Origin of the sequence: Caballeronia sp. LZ043, from assembly GCF_031451075.1 — a bacterium.
GTDB lineage: Bacteria > Pseudomonadota > Gammaproteobacteria > Burkholderiales > Burkholderiaceae > Caballeronia.
In genome coordinates, this window is the sequence record NZ_JARUXT010000001.1 from 1,149,200 (window position 1) to 1,171,509 (window position 22,310).

General features: G+C 67.2%; 22 protein-coding genes. 9 read left to right on the forward strand and 13 right to left on the reverse strand.

Annotated features, from left to right (window positions below; translation table 11 throughout):
* Positions 1-31 precede the first annotated feature (31 nt).
* The 6 genes from QCE64_RS05075 (at position 32) to astE (ending at position 7,296) form a co-directional block, all read left to right on the forward strand.
* Positions 32-1,258, forward strand: coding sequence for an aspartate aminotransferase family protein (locus QCE64_RS05075; RefSeq protein ID WP_309929682.1), 1,227 nt, complete (start codon positions 32-34; stop codon positions 1,256-1,258).
* A 16-nt stretch (positions 1,259-1,274) separates the two neighbouring features.
* Entirely contained in the window at positions 1,275-2,327 is a 1,053-nt protein-coding gene (gene aruF, locus QCE64_RS05080; RefSeq protein WP_310002927.1) for an arginine/ornithine succinyltransferase subunit alpha, read from the forward strand.
* On the forward strand, positions 2,324-3,355 hold the full coding sequence (astA, locus tag QCE64_RS05085; protein ID WP_309915161.1) for an arginine N-succinyltransferase: 1,032 nt from the start codon (positions 2,324-2,326) through the stop codon (positions 3,353-3,355). The genes aruF and astA overlap by 4 nt, the downstream gene beginning before the upstream one ends.
* 12 nt (positions 3,356-3,367) lie before the next feature.
* On the forward strand, positions 3,368-4,840 hold the full coding sequence (gene astD, locus QCE64_RS05090; RefSeq protein ID WP_310002929.1) for a succinylglutamate-semialdehyde dehydrogenase: 1,473 nt from the start codon (positions 3,368-3,370) through the stop codon (positions 4,838-4,840).
* Between the two features lie 67 nt (positions 4,841-4,907).
* Positions 4,908-6,281 (forward strand): N-succinylarginine dihydrolase, encoded by a 1,374-nt coding sequence (gene astB, locus QCE64_RS05095; protein ID WP_310002932.1) that lies wholly within the window; start codon positions 4,908-4,910, stop codon positions 6,279-6,281.
* Positions 6,265-7,296, forward strand: coding sequence for a succinylglutamate desuccinylase (gene astE / locus QCE64_RS05100; RefSeq protein ID WP_310002936.1), 1,032 nt, complete (start codon positions 6,265-6,267; stop codon positions 7,294-7,296). Before astB ends, astE begins: the two co-directional genes overlap by 17 nt.
* A gap of 30 nt (positions 7,297-7,326) precedes the next feature.
* Here astE and QCE64_RS05105 read toward each other — a convergent pair whose 3' ends face one another.
* The 5 genes from QCE64_RS05105 to QCE64_RS05125 form a co-directional block, all read right to left on the reverse strand.
* Positions 7,327-7,572 (reverse strand): hypothetical protein, encoded by a 246-nt coding sequence (locus QCE64_RS05105; protein WP_309807985.1) that lies wholly within the window; start codon positions 7,570-7,572, stop codon positions 7,327-7,329.
* A gap of 93 nt (positions 7,573-7,665) precedes the next feature.
* On the reverse strand, positions 7,666-8,529 hold the full coding sequence (locus tag QCE64_RS05110; protein ID WP_310002938.1) for an HlyD family secretion protein: 864 nt from the start codon (positions 8,527-8,529) through the stop codon (positions 7,666-7,668).
* 42 nt (positions 8,530-8,571) lie between these two features.
* Complete coding sequence (locus QCE64_RS05115) at positions 8,572-8,775, reverse strand: DUF1656 domain-containing protein (protein ID WP_309929693.1); 204 nt, start codon at positions 8,773-8,775, stop codon at positions 8,572-8,574.
* The gene (locus tag QCE64_RS05120; RefSeq protein ID WP_309915178.1) at positions 8,762-10,924 is read right to left on the reverse strand and encodes an FUSC family protein; all 2,163 of its coding nucleotides are present in this window, start codon (positions 10,922-10,924) and stop codon (positions 8,762-8,764) included. The genes QCE64_RS05115 and QCE64_RS05120 overlap by 14 nt, the downstream gene beginning before the upstream one ends.
* Positions 10,925-10,934: 10 nt before the next feature.
* Entirely contained in the window at positions 10,935-12,458 is a 1,524-nt protein-coding gene (locus tag QCE64_RS05125) for an efflux transporter outer membrane subunit (RefSeq protein WP_309915180.1), read from the reverse strand.
* A gap of 167 nt (positions 12,459-12,625) precedes the next feature.
* Here QCE64_RS05125 and QCE64_RS05130 point away from each other — a divergent pair, with 167 nt between their 5' ends.
* Both QCE64_RS05130 and QCE64_RS05135 read left to right on the forward strand, forming a co-directional pair.
* Positions 12,626-13,564, forward strand: coding sequence for a LysR family transcriptional regulator (locus QCE64_RS05130; RefSeq protein WP_309915183.1), 939 nt, complete (start codon positions 12,626-12,628; stop codon positions 13,562-13,564).
* 115 nt (positions 13,565-13,679) lie between these two features.
* Entirely contained in the window at positions 13,680-13,844 is a 165-nt protein-coding gene (locus QCE64_RS05135) for a hypothetical protein (RefSeq protein ID WP_309929695.1), read from the forward strand.
* Between the two features lie 14 nt (positions 13,845-13,858).
* Here QCE64_RS05135 and QCE64_RS05140 read toward each other — a convergent pair whose 3' ends face one another.
* From QCE64_RS05140 to wrbA, 5 genes are all read right to left on the reverse strand, one after another.
* Entirely contained in the window at positions 13,859-14,569 is a 711-nt protein-coding gene (locus QCE64_RS05140; protein ID WP_310002940.1) for an SOS response-associated peptidase, read from the reverse strand.
* Between the two features lie 82 nt (positions 14,570-14,651).
* Entirely contained in the window at positions 14,652-15,455 is an 804-nt protein-coding gene (locus tag QCE64_RS05145; protein ID WP_309915191.1) for a metallophosphoesterase, read from the reverse strand.
* Positions 15,452-16,906, reverse strand: a complete 1,455-nt coding sequence (locus QCE64_RS05150; RefSeq protein WP_310002942.1) for an FAD-binding oxidoreductase — start codon at positions 16,904-16,906, stop codon at positions 15,452-15,454. The genes QCE64_RS05145 and QCE64_RS05150 overlap by 4 nt, the downstream gene beginning before the upstream one ends.
* A 160-nt stretch (positions 16,907-17,066) precedes the next feature.
* The gene (locus QCE64_RS05155) at positions 17,067-17,462 is read right to left on the reverse strand and encodes a DUF2069 domain-containing protein (protein WP_310002945.1); all 396 of its coding nucleotides are present in this window, start codon (positions 17,460-17,462) and stop codon (positions 17,067-17,069) included.
* A gap of 8 nt (positions 17,463-17,470) precedes the next feature.
* Complete coding sequence (gene wrbA / locus QCE64_RS05160) at positions 17,471-18,088, reverse strand: NAD(P)H:quinone oxidoreductase (RefSeq protein ID WP_309807997.1); 618 nt, start codon at positions 18,086-18,088, stop codon at positions 17,471-17,473.
* 135 nt (positions 18,089-18,223) lie between these two features.
* Between wrbA and QCE64_RS05165 the strand changes: the two genes are divergently transcribed.
* On the forward strand, positions 18,224-19,537 hold the full coding sequence (locus QCE64_RS05165; RefSeq protein ID WP_309915201.1) for a YihY family inner membrane protein: 1,314 nt from the start codon (positions 18,224-18,226) through the stop codon (positions 19,535-19,537).
* 13 nt (positions 19,538-19,550) lie between these two features.
* On the opposite strand, the gene QCE64_RS05170 is transcribed toward QCE64_RS05165, so the two are convergent.
* The 3 genes from QCE64_RS05170 to QCE64_RS05180 all read right to left on the reverse strand — a co-directional run bounded on the left by QCE64_RS05170 (position 19,551) and on the right by QCE64_RS05180 (position 22,166).
* On the reverse strand, positions 19,551-19,871 hold the full coding sequence (locus QCE64_RS05170) for an Mpo1-like protein (RefSeq protein ID WP_309929701.1): 321 nt from the start codon (positions 19,869-19,871) through the stop codon (positions 19,551-19,553).
* A 124-nt stretch (positions 19,872-19,995) separates the two neighbouring features.
* On the reverse strand, positions 19,996-20,838 hold the full coding sequence (locus QCE64_RS05175) for an alpha/beta hydrolase (protein WP_310002948.1): 843 nt from the start codon (positions 20,836-20,838) through the stop codon (positions 19,996-19,998).
* Positions 20,835-22,166: an O-acetylhomoserine aminocarboxypropyltransferase gene (locus tag QCE64_RS05180; protein ID WP_310002950.1), complete on the reverse strand. Its 1,332-nt coding sequence runs from the start codon at positions 22,164-22,166 to the stop codon at positions 20,835-20,837. Before QCE64_RS05180 ends, QCE64_RS05175 begins: the two co-directional genes overlap by 4 nt.
* Positions 22,167-22,310 lie beyond the last annotated feature (144 nt).

Below are 22,310 nucleotides of genomic sequence, written 5' to 3' on the forward strand. Positions count from 1 at the left end.
TACCGATGCGGAACCTGAAGAGGAGTGGCTCATGACCGAGATCAATGTGAATCGCGCGACCTTCGACGAGGTCATGGTGCCGGTGTTCGCGCCCGCCAACTTCGTGCCCGACCGGGGGCGCGGCTCGCGCGTGTGGGATACGGACGGACGCGACTACGTGGATTTTGCCGGCGGCATCGCGGTGACGGCGCTGGGCCACGGCCATCCGGAACTGCTCAAGGTGCTGCACGAACAGGGCGACAAGCTCTGGCACATCGGCAACGGCTACACCAACGCGCCGGTGCTGCGTCTCGCGAAGCGCCTGACCGACCTGACCTTCGCGGATCGCGCGTTCTTCGCCAACTCGGGCGCGGAGGCCAACGAAGCGGCGCTCAAGCTCGCGCGCCGTCATGCCATCGACCAGCACGGTGACGACAAGATCGAGATCATCTCGTTCACGCAGTCGTTTCACGGACGCACGTTCTTCACGGTGAGCGTCGGCGGCCAGCCGAAGTACGCCGAAGGCTTCGGCCCGCAGCCGCAGGGCATCCGCCATCTGCCTTATAACGATCTGCCGGCCGCGCTCGCGGCGATCGGCCCGAAGACCTGCGCGGTGATCGTCGAACCGGTGCAGGGCGAGGGCGGCGTGTTGCCGGCCGATCCGGCCTTCCTGCAAGGTCTGCGCGACGCGTGCGATCAGCACGGCGCGCTGCTCATCTTCGACGAGGTGCAGACCGGCGTCGGCCGCACGGGCAGCTTCTATGCGTACATGCAGTACGGTGTGACGCCGGACATCCTCACGAGCGCGAAGGCGCTGGGCAATGGCTTCCCGATCGGCGTGATGCTGACGACCGACGCCATCGCCGCGCACTTCAAGGTGGGCGTGCATGGCACGACCTACGGCGGCAATCCGCTGGGCGCGGCGATCGCGGAAAAGGTGGTCGAGCTGATCAGCGATCCGCAACTGCTCGAAGGCGTGCACGAACGCAGCCGGGCGATCAAGGCGCATCTCGCGCGGCTCAACGAACGCTTCGGCCTCTTCACGGAGATTCGCGGCCGCGGCCTGCTGATCGGCGCGGAACTGAACGATGCCTACCGCGACCGCGCCAAGGATGTGCTGAACGCGGCCGCAGCGAACGGCGTCATCATGCTGATCGCCGGGCCGAACGTGCTGCGCTTCGCGCCCTCGCTCATCATGCCGATGACCGATCTCGACGAAGGTTTCGCGCGCATCGGCCGGGCGTTGGAGCAGGTGGTCAGTGCGGCGGCGGTCAAGTGAACCCCGGGACCCGATGATGCTCTTCGTCCGACCCGCCAGACTCGCCGATCTCGACGAACTCGAACGCATGGCGCGCGCCGCGCAACCGGTGCTGCACTCGCTGCCGCGCGAGCGGCGCGCGCTGGAGCCGCGCGTCGCGCTCTCGGAAGATTCGTTCCGCGCCGAAGTCGAGTTTCCCGGCGAGGAGTTCTATCTCTTCGTGCTCGAAGAGTCCGAAACGAAGCGGCTGCTCGGGACCTCGAGCATCGTCGCGTCGGCGGGTTATGCCGAGCCGTTCCACGCGTTCCGCAACGATGCGCTGATCCACGCATCGCGCGAGCTCAAGGTGAACCGCAAGATCCACGCGCTCACCATGTCGCACGAACTGACCGGCAAGAGCCGTCTGACCGGCTTCTACATCGATCCATCGTTGCGCGATGAAGACAACGCCGCGGCCGCGCATCTGCTGTCGCGGGCGCGCATGATCTATATCGCCGCGAATCCGCGGCGCTTCTCGACTGAAGTGTTCTCGCTGATGCTGGGCGTCACCGACGACGCGGGCGCGTCGCCGTTCTGGGATGCGGTCGGCCGCAAGTTCTTCGGACGCGACTTCGAACAGGTGGAAGCGGATTCGGGCGGACGCAGCCGCACGTTCATCGCCGAGGTGATGCCGAGCTATCCGCTCTATGTGCCGCTGCTGCCCGCGGACGCGCAGCGCGTGCTGGGCGAACCCAACGAACATACGCTGCTCGCCTACGACATCCATCTCGAAGAAGGCTTCGAGCCGGACCGCTACGTCGATATCTTCGACGCGGGCCCGGTGCTGACCATTGCGGTCGACAAGAGCGCGTCGGCGAGTTCCGGCGAACTGCGCGCGGTGCGTGAGCGTGGCCCGGAAGATGGCGCGGGCGCGCCGTATCTCGTCGCGGCGGGCGGCGCGCATGCGTTTCGCTGCGTGATCGCGCGGCTGAGCGGCACGCGCGCCGACGGCGCCGCGCTCACGGCGGCGGCGCGCGCGGCACTCGGCGTCAGCGACGGCGACACGGTGCGCTGCGTGCCCTTGCACCAGGCCTCGGGAGAATTGCCATGATCGTCGTGCGTTGCACGCAGCCGGGCGACGTCGACGCATTGCTCGCGCTCGCCCAGGAAACAGGCCCCGGGCTGACCACCTTCAAGCCGGACCGCGCGGCGCTGGCCGCGCGCGTCGAACGCGCGCGCCGCACGCTGGAAGGCTCGGCCGCGCCCTTCGAAGCGGGCTACTTCTTCGTGATGGAAGACACCGCGACGGGCGACGTAGCGGGCGTATGCGGCATCGAAACGGAAGTCGGGCTGGAGCAGCCGTTCTACAACTATCGCGTATCGACGGTCGTGCATGCCAGCAAGGATATGGGCGTATGGACGCGCATGGCGCTGCTCAACATGTCGCACGACCTGACCGGTTATGCGGAGGTGTGCTCGCTGTTCCTGAGCCCGCGTTATCGGACGGCGGGCGTGGGCGGGCTGCTGTCGCGCTCGCGCTTCATGTTCATCGCGCAGTTCACGGAGCGCTTTCCGCAGCGCCTGTGCGCCGAATTGCGCGGCCATTTCGACGAGAACGGCGAGTCGCCGTTCTGGAACGCGGTGGGTTCGCACTTCTACCAGATCGATTTCAACGAAGCGGATTACCTCAGTTCGCACGGCAAGAAGTCGTTCGTGGCGGAACTGATGCCGCGTTATCCGGTGTATCTCGACCTGCTGCCCGACGCCGCGCAGCGCGCGGTCGGCGTGACGCACAAGGACACCGCGCCCGCGCGCAAGATGCTGGAGGCGGAAGGCCTGCGCTATGAGAATCACGTCGATATCTTCGACGCCGGTCCGGTGCTCGAGTGCCATATCGGCGACTTGCGCACGGTGCGTGAAAGTGTGCTGGCGAGCGTGCATATCGGCACGCGCCCGGACACGGACAACGATGTGAAGAGCCTCGTGTCCAACACGCTGCTGGATGACTTCCGCTGCGGCGCGACCGTCGGCGTGGTGCAGGGCGGCACGTTCCTGCTGACGGCGGACGAAGCAGGAGCCTTGCGCGTGAAGGAAGGCGACGCGGTGCGCGTGCTGAGTTCGGCTTCGCGATCCCGATGACAGAGACACGACATGGAAATTTCGAATCAGTTGTATATCGACGGTGACTGGCAGGAAGGCCGGGGCGCGGCATTCGGCTCGCGCAATCCGGGCACCGATGAAAGCGTCTGGCAGGGCAACAGCGCGTCGGCGGAAGATGTCGAGCGCGCGGTGTCGTCGGCGCGGCGCGCGTTTCCCGCGTGGGCCGCGCGCGCATTCGACGAACGCGTGGCGATCGCGAAGCGCTTCGCCGCGCTGCTCAACGAGAACAAGGACGCACTGGCGCACGCGATCGGCCGCGAAACCGGCAAGCCCTTGTGGGAGGCGCGCACGGAAGTGGCCTCGATGGCAGCCAAGGTCGATATCTCCGTGCAGGCCTATCACGAACGCACCGGTGAAAAGCGCGCGCCGATGGCCGATGGCGTCGCGGTGCTGCGGCATCGGCCGCACGGCGTCGTTGCCGTGTTCGGGCCGTACAACTTTCCGGGGCATTTGCCGAACGGGCATATCGTGCCGGCGCTCATCGCGGGCAATGCGGTGGTATTCAAGCCGTCGGAACTCGCGCCCGGCGTCGCGGCCGCGACCGTCGCGCTGTGGATCCAGGCGGGGTTGCCCGCGGGCGTGCTCAATCTCGTGCAAGGCGAGAAGGACACGGGCGTGGCGCTCGCCAATCACCGGCAGATCGACGGCCTGTTCTTCACTGGCAGCTCCGACACCGGCACGCTGCTGCACAAGCAGTTCGGCGGCCGGCCCGAGATCGTGCTCGCGCTCGAGATGGGCGGCAACAATCCGCTCGTCGTCGCGCCGGTGGAAGACATCGACGCCGCCGTGCATCACACGATTCAATCGGCGTTCCTGTCGGCGGGCCAGCGCTGCACGTGCGCGCGGCGTCTCTTCGTCCCCGACGATGCCTTCGGCGAACGCTTCCTGCACCGCTTCACTGAAGTGAGCGCGAACTTGCGCGTCGGCGCCTATGACGAGGAGCCGCAGCCGTTCATGGGCGCGGTGATTTCGGCGCGCGCGGCGGCGCGGCTCGTCGAGGCTCAGCGGCACCTCGTCGAGGCGGGCGCCGTGCCCGTGCTGTCGATGCAGCAACGCGACGCGCATCTCGGCTTCGTCACGCCGGCGATTCTCGATGTCACGCAGGCGCGCGACGTGCCCGACGAAGAGCACTTCGGCCCGCTGGTTCAAATCACGCGCTACCGCAGCTTCGACGAAGCCATCGAGCGCGCCAACGACACCGCCTACGGTCTCTCCGCCGGCCTGCTCGCCGATGACGAACACGCGTGGACGCACTTCCAGCGCACGATTCGCGCGGGCATCGTCAACTGGAACCGGCCGACCAATGGGGCATCGTCGGCGGCGCCGTTCGGCGGCATCGGGCGGTCGGGCAATCAGCGGCCGAGCGCGTTCTACGCGGCGGACTACTGCTCGTATCCGATGGCATCGGTGGAGAGCGCGCAGCTCCAGATGCCCGCGAGCCTGTCGCCGGGCATGCGGTTTTGAGTTTTGTGTCACGCGCCATGTCGCGCGAAGTTCCGGCACGGCAAGCGGTCATCGCGAAGGATTCATGATGCAGGCATCGAAAGAGGCACCTAAAGAAGCGCCGAAGGCTTACGAGGCGAATTTCGACGGGCTGGTCGGCCCGACGCACAACTACGCCGGACTGTCCTTCGGCAATGTCGCGTCGCGCAGCAACGAGAAGTCGGTGGCCAATCCGAAGGCCGCAGCCAGCCAGGGTCTGCGCAAGATGAAGCGCCTCGCGGACGCGGGCTTCCGGCAAGGCGTGCTGCCGCCGCTCGAACGGCCTTCAGTGCGGCTGTTGCGCGCGCTGGGCTTCTCGGGCGACGACGCCAGCGTGATCGCCCGCGCGGCGCGCGAAGCGCCCGAACTGCTGGCGGCGGCGAGCTCGGCGTCGGCGATGTGGACCGCGAACGCGGCGACCGTGAGTCCGTCCGCCGACACCGCCGATGGCCGCGTGCATTTCACGCCGGCCAATCTGGCGGCGAAACTGCATCGCGCGATCGAGCATGACGAGACGCGCCGTTCGCTCGGCGCGATCTTCGCCGATGACGCGCACTTCCAGATACATCACGCGTTGCCTGGAACGCCCGCGCTCGGCGACGAGGGCGCGGCGAACCATACGCGCTTCGCCAGCGCGTACGGCGCGCCGGGCGTCGAGTTCTTCGTGTATGGCCGCAGCGAGTATGGCGCGGGTCCGCAGCCCCGGCGCTACCCGGCGCGGCAGACGCTGGAGGCGAGCCGCGCGGTGGCGCGCCTGCATGGCCTGGACGCCGACGCGGCCGTGTTCGCGCAACAGTCGCCCGATGTGATCGATGCCGGCGTGTTCCACAACGACGTGATCGCGGTGGGCAATCTCACGACGCTGTTCTGCCATGAGCAGGCCTTCGTCGATCGGCACGCGGTGTATGACGCGCTGCGCACGCGGCTCCAGGCACGCGGCGCCACGTTCACCGCGCTCGAAGTGCCGGCGGACGAAGTGAGCGTCGAGGACGCGGTGACGTCGTACCTGTTCAACAGCCAGTTGCTGTCGGCGGCGGATGGACGGCAAGTGCTGGTGGTGCCGCAGGAATGCCGCGAGAATGCGCGCGTGGCGGCCTATCTGGACGGGCTCGCGGCGCGCTCGACGCCCATTGACGAGGTGCTCGTCTTCGACCTGCGCGAGAGCATGAAGAACGGCGGCGGCCCGGCCTGCCTGCGCTTGCGCGTCGTGCTGAACGAGGCCGAGCGCGCGGCCGTGAACCCGCACGCGTGGATGAACGACGCGCTGTTCGCGCGGCTCGACGCGTGGATCGAGCGGCATTACCGCGATCGCCTCGCGCCGGCCGATCTCGCCGATCCACAGTTGCTCGTCGAGTCGCGTACGGCGCTCGACGAACTGACGACCATCCTCGGACTGGGTGCCCTCTATGATTTCCAGCGCTGATGCTTCGCGCATGCTCGACGATTTTCTCGGCTTCACGCTCGGCAACGGCGTACCCGCGACGCACGCCGGCACGACGGCCTCGGGCGTGCGCTGGACGTGGCTGGGAGACGGCGTGCTGCGCCTCGAACCGGAGCATGCGCCTTCGCATAGCGTGCTTGCCTCGGCGGGCATTCACGGCGACGAAACCGCGCCGATCGAACTGCTGACGCGGCTCGTGGCGGATGTCGCAAGCGGCCGCGCGCCGCTGGCTGCGCGGCTGCTGGTGATTCTGGGCAACATCGGCGCGATGCGCGCGGGCGAGCGTTATGCCGACGACGATCTGAACCGGCTCTTCGGCGGCCGTCACGCGCAGTTCGGCGCCAGCCGTGAAGCGCCGCGCGCGGTGGAACTGGAACAAGCGGCGCTGGCTTTCTTCGCGGACGCCGCGCACGACAAGTGGCACATCGACATGCATACGGCGATCCGCGCCTCGGTGTTCGAGCAGTTCGCGTTGCTGCCGTACACCGGCGCGCCGCCCGCGCGCGCGATGTTCGACTTGCTGCGCGACGCGCGTCTCCAGGCCGTGCTGCTGCATCGGGAGAAGGGTCATACGTTCACGCAGTTCACCGCGCAGCATGCGGGCGCGCTGGCCTGCACGCTGGAACTCGGCAAGGTGCGGCCGTTCGGGCAGAACGACCTGACGCGCTTCACGGCGGCGGATGCCGCGCTGCGCCGCTTGCTGGCGGGCGCGCCGGCAGCCGCTTCAGCGGCAGGGGAGGCGTCGTTGCGCGTATTCAGCGTGGTCGCGCAGATCGACAAGCGCAGCGAGCATTTCGTGCTGAACGTAGCCGGCGATGTGCCGAACTTCACCGCGTTCGCAGCGGGCACGGAACTGGCCCGGGACGGCGATTATCGCTACACGGTTTCACACGACGAAGAGCGCATCGTGTTTCCGAACCCGAAGGTGAAGCCGGGATTGCGCGCGGGCCTGATGGTCGTCGATACGACCGATGCCACGCTCGCGACGCTTGCCTGACACGGGAGCAATGGGCAAGACCGTCGCCGGTCATTGTTCCGGCGGCGCGGGATCGTCCTTGACGAAGAGCATCGAGATATACAGCACGGTCGATACCGCGATGATCCCGACGCCCGTGAACACCTTGGTCCGGTTGAACTCCAGTCCGCCGTTGATCGCCATGCCGATGCCGAAACACGCCGCCAGCGTGCCGGCCGCGGCCAGCGCCACGTGCGCGCGGCTCAGGAACATGCGGCGCCGTCTCCTGCCTGCCTCGCTGAACGGTCCTCGTTTCATCGCATCCTCCGCTTGAGTCTGCCGTGTCCGGGTAGCTCATCACCAATATCACAATCGGCATGGCGGTCAGCGAGGACTGCGCACTGCGCGGCCTTACATGGATGGCGCGATCACCACGGTGGCCGTCGTTCCGGCCGAGAGCAGCACGCCGTCCGGGATGTGATCGATACCCACGCGCACCGGCACGCGCTGTGCGAGCCGCACCCAGTTGAAGGTCGGATTGACGTCGGCGAGCAGTTCGCGGCTCTGCGGATTGTCGCGGTCATAGATGCCGCGCGAGATGCTCTCCACGTGGCCCTGCAGTTCGCCGCCGCTCATCAGGCGGATCGACGCGCGGTCGCCCACGCGCACGTGCGGCAGCTTGGTTTCCTCGAAGTAGCCGTAGACCCAGAACGAGTGACTGTCGACGATCGCGAGCTTCGCCGTGCCCGCCGTCGCATAGTCGCCGCGAAACACGTTCAGGTTCGTCACGTAGCCGTCCACCGGCGACACCACCCGCGTGCGTTCGAGATTGAGCTGCGCGGCATCGAGCGCGGCCTGGGCCTGCTGGAGCTGCGCCGCCGCCGTCGAGGCGGTCTGTTGCGCGTTGTCGCGGGATTCCTTCGAGACGACGAGACTGTCCATGTCGGCGCGGCGCGCGGCGTCCGCGCGGCGCATGCGCAATTCGGCGGCGCGCGCCGCCACGTTCGCCTGCGCCTGCTCGACGGCGATCCGGTAATGCGACGGATCGACCTCCATCAGCAGGTCGCCCTTCTTGACGAACTGGTTGTCGCGCACCGGCAACTGCACGACCGCGCCCGACACGTCCGGCGCAACGTTGACGACATCGGCGCGCACGCGGCCGTCGCGGGTCCACGGCTCATCCATGTAGTGGACCCACAGCACGCGCCCGATGACGAGCGCCACCGCGAACATCGCGAGGGTCAGCACGAGGCCGATGATCTTTCTGAGAACCATGATGCAACTCTCTGGACTGGGTTGAAGGTTTGAACGGCTAGCTCAGCGATACGCCACGAGCCCGAGCGTCCCGCAGATGCAGACCAGCAGGCTCGCGCGGAACAGCGCCGGATGCCAGACCACGCGATACAGCCCGGTCAGCGCCAGCACGCGGTCGATGAACCACGTCAGCACCGCGCCGGCGATGAAGAGCAGCAGGATCGTCGGCACATAGGCTTCGAGGATCGCGACGTTACGCGGGAACATGGGGCGCTCCTTCGGGTGTGGCTGGATCAACCGACGCGTGTCGTGCGAACGGTGCTTCGGGGTCGAGCAGCGCGGTACGGATGAGATGCAGATGACTTGTCACGCGCCGCAGTTGGCGCGGGTTTTCGGACGCCGCCTGCACTTCCTGGATTGCACGCGCGGTGGCGGCGAGCGTGGTGTCGAAGCGTTGCGGACCCGGACGTTCGAACAGCCGCGCGACGGCATCGAGCGTCGCCTCGACCTGGCGTTGCCACTGCATCGGAGCATCGCTTTCGGAAGCCGCGAGTTCGTGCCGCAGGTCGATCACCGCATTGCCGAATTCGAGCACCGCGAAGAGCCATTGCAGCGCGTCGCGCTGCAAGTCGGCACGGCCGGCCGCGATGGCGTTGATCTGCGCGAGCAGGTCGCGCGTGCGGCTCTCGAAGTGCGTCTTGATGCGCGGCAGGCGGCCACGGCGCGCGTGCGCCACTTCACGGCGCAGGTCGGCGAGCAGCAGCTTGCGCAGCCACGGCGCATCGGTCGGCAGCAGCACGGCGAAGGCGATCGCGGCGACGATCATCGACAGCACCAGTGCGAGGGCGTCGTTCATGAAGCCGGTCGGATCGTAGTGGACGAGATTGTCCGGGCCCGCAAGAAAACAGAAGAAGATGCAGTAGCCGATGCCCGCGCCCGCGAACCGGGGCCGCGTGCTCAGATACGCGCCGAACATGAGCGCGGGGGCGAGCGCGGCGCACATCATCGGAAAGCCGTCCACATGCGGGAACACGCCGAAGACCACTACCATGCCGGCCAGCGCGGCGAGCAGCGTGCCGGCCGCCATCTGCGCCGACATCAGCGCGGGCCGCGGCGACGACGACGCCAGCGCGCACACGGCGGCCGCGTTGAGGACCATCGTGCCGCCGCTCGGCCAGGCCGTGCCGATCCAGAACGCCGACAGCGCGAACATGACGACCGCCCCGCGCAGCCCCGACACGGCCGCCGCGAAGAGGTTGGTGCGCGGCACATAGCGGGCGACCCAGCGCTCGCGTTCGTGCGACGGCGCGCTCAGCGACGCATAGGTTTCGGCGTAGGCGAGCATGTCGTCGACGAAGCGATGGAGCAGTTCGGTGGCCGTGTCGAATTCGAGCGGCACGAAGTCCGGATGCGTGTCGACGCCGGCGCGCGCCGCGCGCACGCGTGGCGGCAACGCGGCCCGGTAGGCGCGCAACTGCGTGGCGGCTTGTGCGGCGTCGGCGGCGTTGCGCACCGGCTCGCCCGCGATCGAGAACAGCGGCGGCACTTCGCGAAAGAACGGTTCGAGCGCGGCGATGGTGGTCACCGATGCGTTCTCGCGCAGCCGGTTCATCAACTGATGCAGCGCGTGGAAGCGCGTCGAGGCGTTCATGAATTCGCTGTTCAGCCGCGCGAGCCGGCCGCCGCGCCTGCGCGATTCCGGATTCTCGAACACCGCGACGCTGCGCGCCGCCTCGAAGCCGACGATATCCGCGACGAACGCCAGGTTGGTCCGCTCGATCTGCGCACGCGGCATGGCGCCGGACATCGCGCGGCACACGTAATCGACGAATTGCGTGAAGCGGCGGCGTACGGTGGTGCGGACCTGTTCGCCCGCGTGCTGCGGAAAGATCAGCGCGCTGACCGCGCCCGAGCAGAGGATGCCGAGCGTCACTTCGCCGACCCGCGTCAGCGCCGACAGATACGCGCCGTCCGGATGCTGCGCGGCCGGGATGCCGATCAACGCCGCCGTGTAGCCCGCCAGCACGAAGCCGTACGAGCGGAAGTTGCGGTTGCGGGCCGCGCCCGCCGTGCAGATGCCGACCCACAACGCGGTGGCCGACAGGAACAGCACCGGCTGCTGCGCGAACAGACCGATGAAGACCATCATCACGACGAGGCCGACCATCGTGCCGCAGAAACGGTAGAAGCTTTTCGCGAGCACCATGCCGCTTTGCGGCTGCATCACGACGAACACCGTGGTCATCGCGGTGCGCGGCTGCTGCATGTCGAGGCGCATCGCGAGCCACAACGCGAGCAGCGCCGCGAGCACGGCCTTGAAGATGTAGATCCAGGCGAGCCCGTCGGTGCGCGCCCAGTCGGCGAGCGCCCGCATGAACGTGTGCCGTGCGCCTGCTGGATGAGTGGAGGAGGTCATGGGCGCCGCCTCACTTCGGTCCGTGCGCGCTCAGCTGCCCGAGCGTGCTGATGTGCCGAGACGGCGCGAGCGCGGTCTGCTCCGGCCCGTTCGACGGATCGTCGAGGCCGCCGCCGAGCGCCGACGTAAGCGTTGCATAGGCCGCGAGCCGTGCCGCGCGCACGCGCGCCTGGCCATCCTGCGCCTTGAGCAACTGCGTCTGCGCGACGAGCACGTTCAGGTAATCGGTGAGACCGCGCCGGTAGCCTTCGTTCGCGAGGTCGTAGCTCTTGCGCGCGGCGGCGACCGAGCGGCCCGAGGCGTCGAGCTGGGTATCGAGCGAATGCACGCGCACGACCTGATCCGCGATGTCCTTCAGCGCCGCGACCAGCGTCGCGTTGTAGTGGTCGACGGCTTCGTCGTATTGCGCCGATGCCGCGCCCAGTTGCGCGCGCAGGCGTCCGCCTTCGAAGATCGGCAGCGAGATGGCCGGGCCGAAGCTGTAGCCCGACGCCTTGCTCGTGAGGAAACTCAGCAGCGCGCCGCCCGCGAAGGCCTGGGTGAGCGAAGCGGCCAGGTTGATGTTCGGATAGAAGCCGGCCTTCGCGACGTCGATGCCGCGCGCCTGCGCCGCCACCATCCAGCGGGCCGCGACGATATCGGGCCGGTGGCCGACGAGCTCGGCCGGCAGCGCGGAAGGCAGCGGCAACGGCGTGGCGAGCGACAGGGCGGGGCGCGTCAGCGCCTCTCCGGCGCCTGGCCCTGCGCCCGCGAGCGCGGCCAGCTGATGGCGCGCCAGTGCGATCTCTTCCTGATAGATGTCGACCTGCCGCTCGTACTCGGGCAGCGGCGCTTCGGCCTGGCTGAGTTCGAGCTGCGTGCCGATGCCGCCGTTCAGACGGCGGCGCGCATGGTCGGCGATATGTTGCTGCTGTTCGAGCGTTTGCTGCGCGATGTCCAGCAGCGCGAACGCCTGCGAGAAGCCGATATAGGCGCGCACCACGTTGGTTTCGAGATCGAGCTGCGCGGCGCGGGCGTCGGCGGCGCGGACGTGGGCGACATCGAGCGCGCGTTCGGCATTGTTCTCGTCGCGGCCCCACAGGTCGAGGTTGTAGGACAGCGTCAGTCCGGCCGTGTCGTCCCAGGTGGTCGTGTCCGCGTAAGGGCCGGGGCCATAGAAGTCGTTGTTGGGCCAGTTCTTGCGCGCGACGCTCATGGCGGCATCGACGTGCGGATACAGGTCCGAGCGCGCAATGCCCGCGGCTTCATGCGCCTCGCGCACGCGCGCCGCGGCCATCGCGAGCGTCGGATTGCCGCTCGTCGCGCGTTCGATCCACTGGTCCAGTTGCGGGTCCTGATAGGCGCGCCACCATTGTTCGGCGGGCCATTGGGCATCGGCGTTGGCTTGCCGGATCGCGGTGCCGACGTCGAGCGTCGCGGCGTCGTTCAGCGAATCGTGAGGCGCGATGTTGCCGGTGCTGGCGCACCCGGAGATGATCAGGATAGTTGCAAGAACTGTGGCTGAAGCAGTCTTGCGGATTACTCGCCCTCGCACGATTTACTCCCAAATTTGAATCAATTTCCTGGAAGTAATTATATTTTTGCAGTATTTGTCGAATAACCCGCGAGCACGCAAAGCATTTTTACGTATTGTGTGATAATCCCTCTTGCGAGAAGTGCAACAATTCGTCACGTCACCAGTTTCATTGTCGGAAAAGCGCTATGGACACGCTGCAGAACATGCGCGTATTTGTGCGGGTCGTGGAGGCGGGCAGCTTCACGGCAGCCGCGCAGCATCTCAACACGACGACCGCGTATGCATCGCGGGCCGTTTCGGATCTCGAGGCGCATCTGCGTGCGCGCCTGTTGAATCGCACGACGCGCCGCATCGCGCTTACCGAGGCCGGCGAGCGCTATCTGCAACGTTGCGAGCAGATTCTGGCGTACGTGGACCAGGCGGAAGCCGAGGCGGGCGACGCCCATGCGCGGCCCTCCGGCAAACTGAAAGTGCATTCGATGACGAGCTTCGGCCAGCATTACATCGTGCCGATGATCTCGCGCTACCAGGAGCGGCATCCCTCGGTTCAGGTCGATCTGACGCTGGCGCAGCGCGTGCCCGATCTGCTCGACGAAGGTTACGACGTGTCCGTCGTGCTCGCCTCCGAATTGCCCGACTCGGCGCTGGTGTCGGCGCGGCTGGGTTCGGTGTTCAGCATCGCGTGCGCGTCGCCGGCCTATGTGGAGAAGCATGGCGCGCCGCATGTGCTGTCGGATCTCGTGCGCCATACCTGCCTGCATCTGATGACGCCGGTCTTTCCGCCGGACCGCTGGGTGTTCGACGGTCCGAACGGGCAGGAAACCGTAAGTCTGGGACCGTCGGTGTTCACGGTGAACGTCGCCGACGCGATGGTCGTGGCGCTGCGCGAGGGCATGGGTGTCGGCGTGCTGCCGACGTCATCCGCGCTGCCGGCCTTGCGCGCGGGCACCCTGGTGCGGGTGCTGCCGCAGTACACGATGCAGGAGTTGAACGTGTACGCGCTGTATCCGTCGCGCCAGTATCTCGACGCGAAGATCCGCACCTGGGTGGAATTCCTGCGCGAGGTCATGCCGGACACGCTCGCGGCCGATACCGATTCCCTGAAGGAGTTCGTGGTCAGCTGAGCGCAGGCGCGGCTGTTACGAAATTAGGTGCGGCGCAACACTTGCTTACTCACGAAGCGTCCGCAGCTTGGTAATGTCAGCCTTCGACCACTCGCACCTTTTACGGGGACCTTACATGAGTACGCCACTTCTGCTCGCCCTCGCGGCTTTGTTGCTGCTGATCGCGATTCCGGCTTCGCGCGATCTGTTCAATGCGATGCGTGCTCAGTCTGAACGCAATGCACGGCGCCGCCTCGTGCCGATCCGCATCGACGACGACCGCGAGACGCGCAGGCGTTAAAAGGCGCTGCCTGCTCAGAGCAGCGTTTCCAGCGGCTCGATCAGGCGTGGTTCGTCGTTCGTGGCGCGGTTGACGTCGGTGGACACGCGGTGCCATACGAAATGCGACGCCGGTACGCCATCCGTCCTGACCAAGGCCGCAAGATCATCGGGCGTGGCGTCCGGATCCAGCCAGCGTCGCGCGGCGGCGGGCGCAAAGACAAGTGGCCGGCGGTCATGGACGTCGACGAGACCTTCGTCGGCGGCCGCCGTCACGATCACGAAGCCCGCGCCCGGCGCGGCGGCATCTTCATCGCGCATGATGCTCGTGAGCGCGGCAAGGTACATGGGCTCGCCGTCGGCGCGCTGGATGTAGTACGGCTGCTTGGCGGGCTTCGCGGCCGGGTTGTCCGCACGCGGCTCGATGCGCCATTCGAACCAGCCATCGGCCGGGATCAGGATGCGCGCTTTCTTCCACAGATGCTTGAAATAAGCGCTCGTCGCCGCAGTTTCGACGCGCGCGTTGATGGTCTGCGGCAGTTTCTTCTGCAGCGCCCACGGCGGGCAGTATCCCCAGTGAACGGCACGGATGGATTCGTCCGGATACACGCCCAGCGGATGCGTGCCCGGCGAGAGGTTATAGCCCGGACGCCGGTCGGCGGCATCCACGAGCACGAACGGATTTTTCAGATGCAGGCGTTGCGCGTAATGCATCGGCAGTCGGTACTGGCTGATTCGGCCGCACATGGCGTTCCTCCGCAGGGTCCAACAGGGTTCCGTGCTGCTTGTCGGGTTACCTTCCTTCAGTTCGTCTCGCTGTCGCTCACGCTCAGATCTCGACCACCTTGTCCCACGCAAACTGCTCGTTCTCCCAGCGGCCGCTGCGCCTGCTGAAGTAGCCGCGCGGATTGCATACCACACGCGTGCCGTCTGCTTCGTAATCGAACGAAGTATGTGTATGGCCGTGAATCCACAGCGCGACCGGCGCGCGCGCGAGCGTGGGCAAGTGGTTGACGAACCCCGCCGAAACGATGTCTTCCGCATACTGCGGCGCAAGGCTCTCGCGCCGGGGCGCATGATGCGTGACGACGATCGTCTGGCCCGCGAAGGGCTTCGCGAGTTCGGCTTCGAGCCAGCCGCGTGCCTGCTCGTGCAGCGCCAGCGAGTCGTCGGGTGCGAACGCGCGCGGCTCGCCGTCCGGCTCGGGCCACGCGAGCTGGATCGCCCCCTTGTAGTCGAGCATGACTTTCGTACACGCCTCGCAGGCGCGGCCGATGTCGCTCTCGCCCGATCCGAACAGCTCGAAGTCCGTCCACAAGGTCGTGCCGAGCACGCGCCACGCGCCCCGGCGATCCACCAGCGACGCGTTGTTCAGGTAATGCACGTTGTCGACGCTGCGGGCGGCGTCCTGCATGGCCGCTTCCATCGCGCCGAATTCGGCGTCGTAGTACTCGTGATTGCCGGGCACGTAGATGACCGGGACATCGGAATCGAAATTCTCGGCGGCCCAGCGCAGACCTTCGGCGTGGTTGTGGATGTCGCCGGCGAGCACGACGAGATCCGCCTGCGCGTAGGGAATGGCCAGGGGCTCGTCGCACTCCAGATGCAGGTCCGACAGCACGCGAATCTTCATGCGCCGTTCTCCTTGGCAGGCGCCGCGCCGGAGTGCACGACCTTGCCGGGGTTCATCAGGTTGTCGGGATCGAGCGCGGCCTTGACCGCCTGCATGAGGCGCACCTCGACCGGCGACTTGTAGTGCATGGCTTCCTCTGCTTTCAGTTGGCCAAGGCCATGCTCGGCGCTGATGCTGCCGCGATGCGCATGCACCTGATCGTAGACGAGCGCGTTGATCTGCGTTTCGCATTCCGCCAGGAAGGCCTTTTCGTCGACGCCTTCGGGCGCCTGCACGTTGTAGTGCAGATTGCCGTCGCCGAGGTGCCCGAAGGTCACCATGCGCGCGCCGGGTACGGCTTTCGCGATGATCGCGTCGGTTTCCTCGATGAAGCGGCCGATGCCCGAGATGGGCACGGCGATGTCATGCTTGATGTTCAGCCCTTCCTCTGCCTGTGCAAGCGGAATGTGTTCACGCAGCGACCAGAACGCCTGCGACTGCGCGAGATTCTCGGCCACCACCGCATCTTCCACGATGCCTTGCTCCAGCGCTTCTTCCATCAGCCGCTCGAAGAGGGCGCGGGCGTGCGCTTCGCTTTCGCTGTCCGAGAATTCGAGCAGCACCGTCTGCGCATGCGTGGCCTCGAACGGATAGCGCAACTGCGGGAAATGCCGGCCGACCAGGCGCATGCAGAAGTCCGACATGAGTTCGAAGCCGGTCAGCAGCGCGCCCGCGTGATGCTGCGCCAGCGAGAGGAAGTCGAGCGCGGCCTGCGCGGACGCCAGACCGGCAAGAGCCGTGACCTTCGCGACCGGCGCGGGGTGCAGCTTCATGACGGCGGCCGTGATGATGCCGAGCGTGCCTTCCGCACCGATGTAGAGATCGCGCAGATCGTAGCCCGTGTTGTCCTTGCGCAGCCCGCGCAGGCCGTCCCAGATCTCGCCCTGCGGCGTGACCACTTCGAGCCCGAGGCACAGCTCGCGCGTGTTGCCGTAGCGCAGAACGCCGGTGCCGCCGGCATTGGTCGCAAGATTGCCGCCGATCGTGCAGCTGCCTTCGGCGGCCAGACTCAACGGGAACAGACGCTGTGCCGCCTGCGCGCGCGCCTGGATCTCGGCCAGCACGACGCCCGCTTCGACGGTGATCGTGTTGTTGTGCGGGTCGATGCCGCGCACGCGGTTCAGCCGCTTCAGGCTCAGCACGGCCTGTGCGCCGGTGTTGTCCGGCGTGGCGCCGCCGGCCAGGCCGGTGTTGCCGCCTTGCGGGACGATGGCGATGCGGTATTCACGCGCCAGCCGCACGACGCCGGCCACCTGTTCGGTGTTCCCGGGCAGCAGCACGGCGCACGCATTGCCGCGATAGCGCTTGCGCCAGTCGACGAGAAACGGCTCGGTGTCGTGGGTCTCGGTCAGGACGTGCGAGGTGCCGAGCAGTTCGGCGCAGGCGGAAACGAAAGCTTGGGTGGCGGTCATGAACGGTTGGGCAGGAAAGGGGTTCAGGCGTAGTGCAGAGTATCGCGCAGGGCGGCGCGAAGCGAACCTCGGCCGAATGGCATAGGCACGCACGGTGCGCCGGGAATCGTGCTACAAAGCATCACGTCGAAGCGATGCAGGCGTGGGAAAAGCGCACGGCTCAGCGTTCCTTCGCACGCGCATCCAGCTTCGCCGCACGCTTGAATGGCGCGACATACGCCAGCGCGAAGCCGAAAAAGGCTGCCGCAAGCAGCACTTCGAGCCAGCCCAGCGACGCGGACAGGCCCGCATCCGTCATCCCGCGCACCACGCCCTCGGCGATATAGAGCAGGACGAGCATCGCGGCCCATTGCATTGTGTAGAGGCTCTTGCGCGCCACGCCCGGCAGCGCGCACGCCAGCGGCACGGCTTTCAGCGCGAGCGCCCAGGCGCCTGGCCGCACCGGTGCAAGCCAGAGTTCCCAGAGCAGCGCCAGCACGATCAGCGCAATCAGGCTCGCGAGTGCGCCACGGGCATAGGCAGGGTGGCGGCGGGAAATGGCGGCGGGTGCGTTCATCGTCCGCGTCAGGCTGCTTGCGCGCCGCGTTGGACATTGAGCGCCGTGCGCGCGAGCCGCGCGCCGAGCGCAATGGCGAGCGCCTTTTCGTCGGCGGTGATGCCGTGGCTGGCGGAGTCGCTGCCGAGGCGCGCGTGATGCGACGCGCCATAAGGCGTGCCGCCGCTCTGGGTCGTGGAGAGACGCGACTCCGTGTACGGAATGCCCAGGATCAGCATGCCGTGATGCAGCAGCGGCAGCATCATCGAAAGCAGGGTGCTTTCCTGGCCGCCGTGCAGGCTGCCGGTCGAGGTGAACACGCAGGCGGGCTTGTCCGCGAGCGCGCCCGAGAGCCATTGCGGCGTGGTGCCGTCGAGAAAATACTTGAGCGGCGCGGCCATGTTGCCGAAGCGCGTCGGCGAACCCAGCGCCAGGCCCGCGCATTCTTCGAGATCGCGTAGCTCGGCGTAGGGCGGACCGTCGGCGGGAATGTCGGGCTGGGTTGCTTCGCAAACCGCGGATACCGGCGGCACCGTGCGCACGCGCGCCTGCATGCCGGGAACGCTGTCGACGCCCTGGGCGATGGCGAGCGCAAGCTCGCGGGTCGCGCCATGGCGGCTGTAATAAAGCACGAGGATGTCGTTCATAAGGCTTTTTCAGTGAACGGCTATTATAGGTTTTGAGCTGGTTTCCGGGGCGTGCGCCCTCCCGGTAATGCGGGCATGGGGCAAGGCGGGCATGGCCCGCCGCCGTGGCGTACGCCGGAAATCACGACGAGGAGAATGCCTTTGCAGTCACTTTCCATCGATCTCGCCGCGGTCAGGCGTCTCGCCAGCTTCGTGGCGCGCCGCATCGGTGAAGACCGCGTCGCGCAGGTGGCCGGCAGCCTGACGTTTACGAGCGTGCTGTCGCTGGTGCCGCTCGCCACGGTCGCGTTCGCGCTGTTCACCGCGTTTCCGATCTTCGGCTCGTTCCAGGCTTCGTTGCAGGATTTCCTGGCGGTCCACCTGATGCCGCCGCAGATCAACGACCAGATCTTCAAATACCTGAACCAGTTCGCGGCCAAGGCGAAGGGACTCACGACAGTCGGCATGATCATCCTGTTCGTGACCGCCGTGATGACGATGATGACCGTCGAATCCGCGTTCAACGTCATCTGGCGCGTGCGCAAGGCGCGTCCGTTCGCGCAGCGCGTGCTGGTCTACTGGTCGATCATCACGCTCGGCCCCATCCTGTTCGGCTGCAGCCTGTCCATCTCGTCCTATGTGTTCGCGCATTCGGTCGCCTTCGCGGGCTCGCACAACCTGATGCCGCCGGTCATCGAATGGGCGCTGACCGGGGTCTCGCTGCCGCTGACGGCGGTCGCGTTCACGCTCATCTACGTGTTCATGCCGAACTGCAAGGTGGAGTGGCGCGATGCGCTGGTGGGCGGGCTGATTGCAGCAGTTGCGTTCGAACTCGGCAAGCGTGGTTTCGGCTCCTACGTGCGGCGCATTCCCACCTACACGGCGGTGTACGGGGCCTTCGCCGCGTTGCCGGTGTTCCTGCTGTGGGTCTATCTGTGCTGGATGATCGCGCTGGTCGGCGCCATGGTGACGTCCGCGCTGCCCGCCATTCGCACCGGGCAATATCACCGGCGCGATTTCCCCGGCAGCGACCTGCTGGACGCGCTCGAGATCCTGGCGCGGCTGGTGGAGGCGCGCGTCGAAGGCAAGCCCGGCTACACCGCGCTGCAACTCTCGACAATGGCGCGCTGCGACCTCGATACCTCAAACCGGCTCATCGCCCGGCTCGACGCGCTCGGCTGGATCGGCCGGCTGGAGGACGCGCGCCAGCCGCGTTACGTGCTTATCGCGAATCCGAACCAGATGACGGTGACGATGCTGTTCGACCAGTTCGTGATCGATCGCGCGGAACTCGAATATCAGCTGAAGCTCGATGCCGCGCAGGTGGATTGCGCCGCGCTCATGAACGCGCTCGAAAACGACGCGCTGGACATCACGGTGGGCTCGCTGATCGCCGCGCGCGCCTCGGCGCTGACTGACGCGCGCCTGCGCGAGCCGCCGCCTTCCGCGCTGCCCCGGCAGACGGCATGAATTGCATGAGCCGTCAGAGCGAAATCCTGCCGATGCAGATGTCCTTGAACATCACCCAGTCGCCCATCAGGCTGTAGATCGGGTGGCGAAACGTGGCCGGCCGGTTTTTCTCGAAGAAGAAGTGGCCGACCCACGCGAAGCCATAGCCGCAGATCACGGCCGCCGGCAACCAGAGCCAGTCGCCGGTGGCGATCGCCATGGCGAGACAGCCGATCACGCCGAGCGAACCGATGAAATGCAGCCGGCGCGAAATGAGATTGCGATGCTCCTCGAGATAGAACGGATAGAACTGGGCGAAGTTCGCGAAATGCTCCCCGTGTGCGGCGTGCGCCATGACGGCCTCCCTGTCATGCTTGGCTGATGTGCTGCGGCGCGTGGCGCGCCGGCTCTCCGACACCAGCAAGATTCATTCTGCGGCGGCGGCAGGCGCGGCGCAAGCGGGGGTTCCGGGGGGCGTTTCAAGCGGGCGGGCGAGTGCCGCGTGCGCAATCGAGCGCGAATGCAAACAGGGTATCGAGCGTCGCGTCCGGCTGTTCGGTCATCATGGCGTGACCCGCGTCCAGTTCCACTGTCTGCACCGTCGCGCCGGCCTTTCTCAAGGCCTCGACGACCGGACGCGACGCACGCGGCGGCGTCATGATGTCGCGGCGGCCGCTCAGCACGCACACCGGACAGCGCACCGCGCCGGCGCGTTCGAGCGCCTCCGCGTAGGCATTGCAGGCGCTGAAGTCGGTATGGAAGAGCAGGGCCTCGCCCAGCAGGCTCACGCGCTCCATCAGCCGCCGGTTCGCGCCTTGCAGCCAGAAGCCGGGCGCGGGGCTAGAAGGTTTTGCGGCGAGCGTCGAATGCGACCACTGATTGACCATTTCGATGGCCTCCGGCTCGTGCTCGCGGGCCGCGTCGAGCAGGGTCGCGGAGACGGTCATCGGCGCGGCGGTCGCGAGCAGCGCGAGACCCAGCGCACGCTCCGGATGGCGCGCGGCGGCGTCGAGCGCGATCAGCGAGCCCATGCTGTGGCCGACGAAGATCGCCTGCCGCACGCCGGCCGCGTCGAGCACGCCGATCACCCAGTCGGCCAGCGCGCCGATGGTCGACAACGGCGCGCCGGCGCTGCGTCCATGTCCCGGAAGATCGAGCGCGAGCACCCCGAAGCCGTGATGCGCGAAATAGCGCGTCTGCAACGCCCACACGCTGTGATCGTGCTCCGCGCCGTGAATGAACACGACGGCAGGCCGCGCGGCGTCGAACGATTTGCTGCCGGTATAGGCGTAGGCAGCGCGGCCGTGATGATCGAATTTCATGCGCGGCTCCCGAGCGTTGCGGCGGCGCCTGCGCCTGCGTTCTCGGCGGCCTTTTGCGCCGCCTTGAGCCCGCGCTTCAGGTCGTCGATCAGGTCGTCCGGATCCTCCAGACCGATCGACAGACGGATGCGCCCCGGCCCGATGCCCGCCGCGGCGAGCGCGGCGGCGTCCATGCGGAAATGGGTCGTGGAAGCCGGATGGATGACGAGCGAGCGTGCATCGCCGACATTCGCGAGATGCGAGAACAGTGTGAGCGTCTCGATGAAGCTGCGCGCCGCCGTCAAGCCGCCCTTGATGTCGAAGCTGAACACCGCGCCCGCGCCGCGCGGCAGCAGGCGCTGGGCGAGCGCGTGGTCGCGGTGGGTCGGCAGTTCGGGATAGGCCACGCCCTCGACCGCCGCGGAACCGAGCAGAAATTCGATCACCTTGCGCGTGTTCGCGACATGCCGGTCCATGCGCAACGGCAAGGTTTCGATGCCTTGCAGCAGTTGCCACGCGGCTTGCGGATGCAGACAGGCGCCAAAGTCGCGCAGGCCTTCGCGGCGGGCGCGCAGCAGGAAGGGCGCGACGGTGCTTTCCTCGGCGAACACCATGCCGTGAAAGCCGTCGTAAGGCTCGGTGAATTCGGGGAAGCGGCCGTTGGCGAAGTCGAAGGTGCCCCCGTCGACGAGCACGCCGCCGACGGTCGTCCCGTGGCCGCCGAGGAACTTGGTCGCCGAGTGGTAGACGAGGTCCGCGCCGTGTTCGAAAGGGCGCAGCAGATACGGCGTCGTGAAGGTGGAATCGACCAGCAGCGGCGCGCCGTGCGCATGCGCGATTTCCGCGACGCCCGCGATATCGAGCACGTCGAGGCCCGGATTGCCGAGCGTCTCGCCGAAGAACAGGCGTGTTTCGGGCCGCGCGGCCGCGCGCCAGGCGTCGAGATCGTGCGGCGCGACGAAGGTGGTGTCGATGCCGAAGCGCCGCAAGGTGTAATGCAGCAGATTGTGCGAGCCGCCGTAGAGCGCACTGGACGCGACCACATGCGAGCCCGCGCCCATCAGCGTGGCGATCGCGAGATGCAGCGCGGCCTGGCCGCTCGCGGTGCCGATCGCGCCGACGCCGCCTTCGAGCGCCGCGACCCGTTCCTCGAACACCGCGACGGTCGGGTTCGAGATGCGCGAATAGACGTGCCCGGAGCGCTCCATGTTGAAGAGCGCGGCGGCGTGATCGGTGTCGCGGAAGGTGAAGGAGGTGGTCTGATAAATGGGCGTCGCGCGGGCGCCGGTGGCGGGGTCGGGCGCGGCGCCCGCGTGCAGCGCGAGCGTGTCGAAGCGGTTGGCTGGCATCGTGGACGGCCGGCGCGCAGGGTGCCGGCGGGCGGCGAACAAGGGCCGATCATCGTAACATCGGGGATTCGGCGTTCAAACTTAGGGCGAACATCAGGGCTGCGTCAGGGCTGCGTCAGGGCTGCGTCAGGAACAAGCCACGCC

Bases quoted from the DNA above. Each gene is read 5' to 3' on its own strand.
- QCE64_RS05075 (WP_309929682.1), top strand. From the start codon at position 32: ATGACCGAGATCAATGTGAATCGCGCGACCTTCGACGAGGTCATGGTG.
- aruF (WP_310002927.1), top strand. From the start codon at position 1,275: ATGCTCTTCGTCCGACCCGCCAGACTCGCCGATCTCGACGAACTCGAA.
- astA (WP_309915161.1), top strand. From the start codon at position 2,324: ATGATCGTCGTGCGTTGCACGCAGCCGGGCGACGTCGACGCATTGCTC.
- astD (WP_310002929.1), top strand. From the start codon at position 3,368: ATGGAAATTTCGAATCAGTTGTATATCGACGGTGACTGGCAGGAAGGC.
- astB (WP_310002932.1), top strand. From the start codon at position 4,908: ATGCAGGCATCGAAAGAGGCACCTAAAGAAGCGCCGAAGGCTTACGAG.
- astE (WP_310002936.1), top strand. From the start codon at position 6,265: ATGATTTCCAGCGCTGATGCTTCGCGCATGCTCGACGATTTTCTCGGC.
- QCE64_RS05105 (WP_309807985.1), bottom strand. From the start codon at position 7,572: ATGAAACGAGGACCGTTCAGCGAGGCAGGCAGGAGACGGCGCCGCATG.
- QCE64_RS05110 (WP_310002938.1), bottom strand. From the start codon at position 8,529: ATGGTTCTCAGAAAGATCATCGGCCTCGTGCTGACCCTCGCGATGTTC.
- QCE64_RS05115 (WP_309929693.1), bottom strand. From the start codon at position 8,775: ATGTTCCCGCGTAACGTCGCGATCCTCGAAGCCTATGTGCCGACGATC.
- QCE64_RS05120 (WP_309915178.1), bottom strand. From the start codon at position 10,924: ATGACCTCCTCCACTCATCCAGCAGGCGCACGGCACACGTTCATGCGG.
- QCE64_RS05130 (WP_309915183.1), top strand. From the start codon at position 12,626: ATGGACACGCTGCAGAACATGCGCGTATTTGTGCGGGTCGTGGAGGCG.
- QCE64_RS05135 (WP_309929695.1), top strand. From the start codon at position 13,680: ATGAGTACGCCACTTCTGCTCGCCCTCGCGGCTTTGTTGCTGCTGATC.
- QCE64_RS05140 (WP_310002940.1), bottom strand. From the start codon at position 14,569: ATGTGCGGCCGAATCAGCCAGTACCGACTGCCGATGCATTACGCGCAA.
- QCE64_RS05145 (WP_309915191.1), bottom strand. From the start codon at position 15,455: ATGAAGATTCGCGTGCTGTCGGACCTGCATCTGGAGTGCGACGAGCCC.
- QCE64_RS05150 (WP_310002942.1), bottom strand. From the start codon at position 16,906: ATGACCGCCACCCAAGCTTTCGTTTCCGCCTGCGCCGAACTGCTCGGC.
- QCE64_RS05155 (WP_310002945.1), bottom strand. From the start codon at position 17,462: ATGAACGCACCCGCCGCCATTTCCCGCCGCCACCCTGCCTATGCCCGT.
- wrbA (WP_309807997.1), bottom strand. From the start codon at position 18,088: ATGAACGACATCCTCGTGCTTTATTACAGCCGCCATGGCGCGACCCGC.
- QCE64_RS05165 (WP_309915201.1), top strand. From the start codon at position 18,224: ATGCCTTTGCAGTCACTTTCCATCGATCTCGCCGCGGTCAGGCGTCTC.
- QCE64_RS05170 (WP_309929701.1), bottom strand. From the start codon at position 19,871: ATGGCGCACGCCGCACACGGGGAGCATTTCGCGAACTTCGCCCAGTTC.
- QCE64_RS05175 (WP_310002948.1), bottom strand. From the start codon at position 20,838: ATGAAATTCGATCATCACGGCCGCGCTGCCTACGCCTATACCGGCAGC.
- QCE64_RS05180 (WP_310002950.1), bottom strand. From the start codon at position 22,166: ATGCCAGCCAACCGCTTCGACACGCTCGCGCTGCACGCGGGCGCCGCG.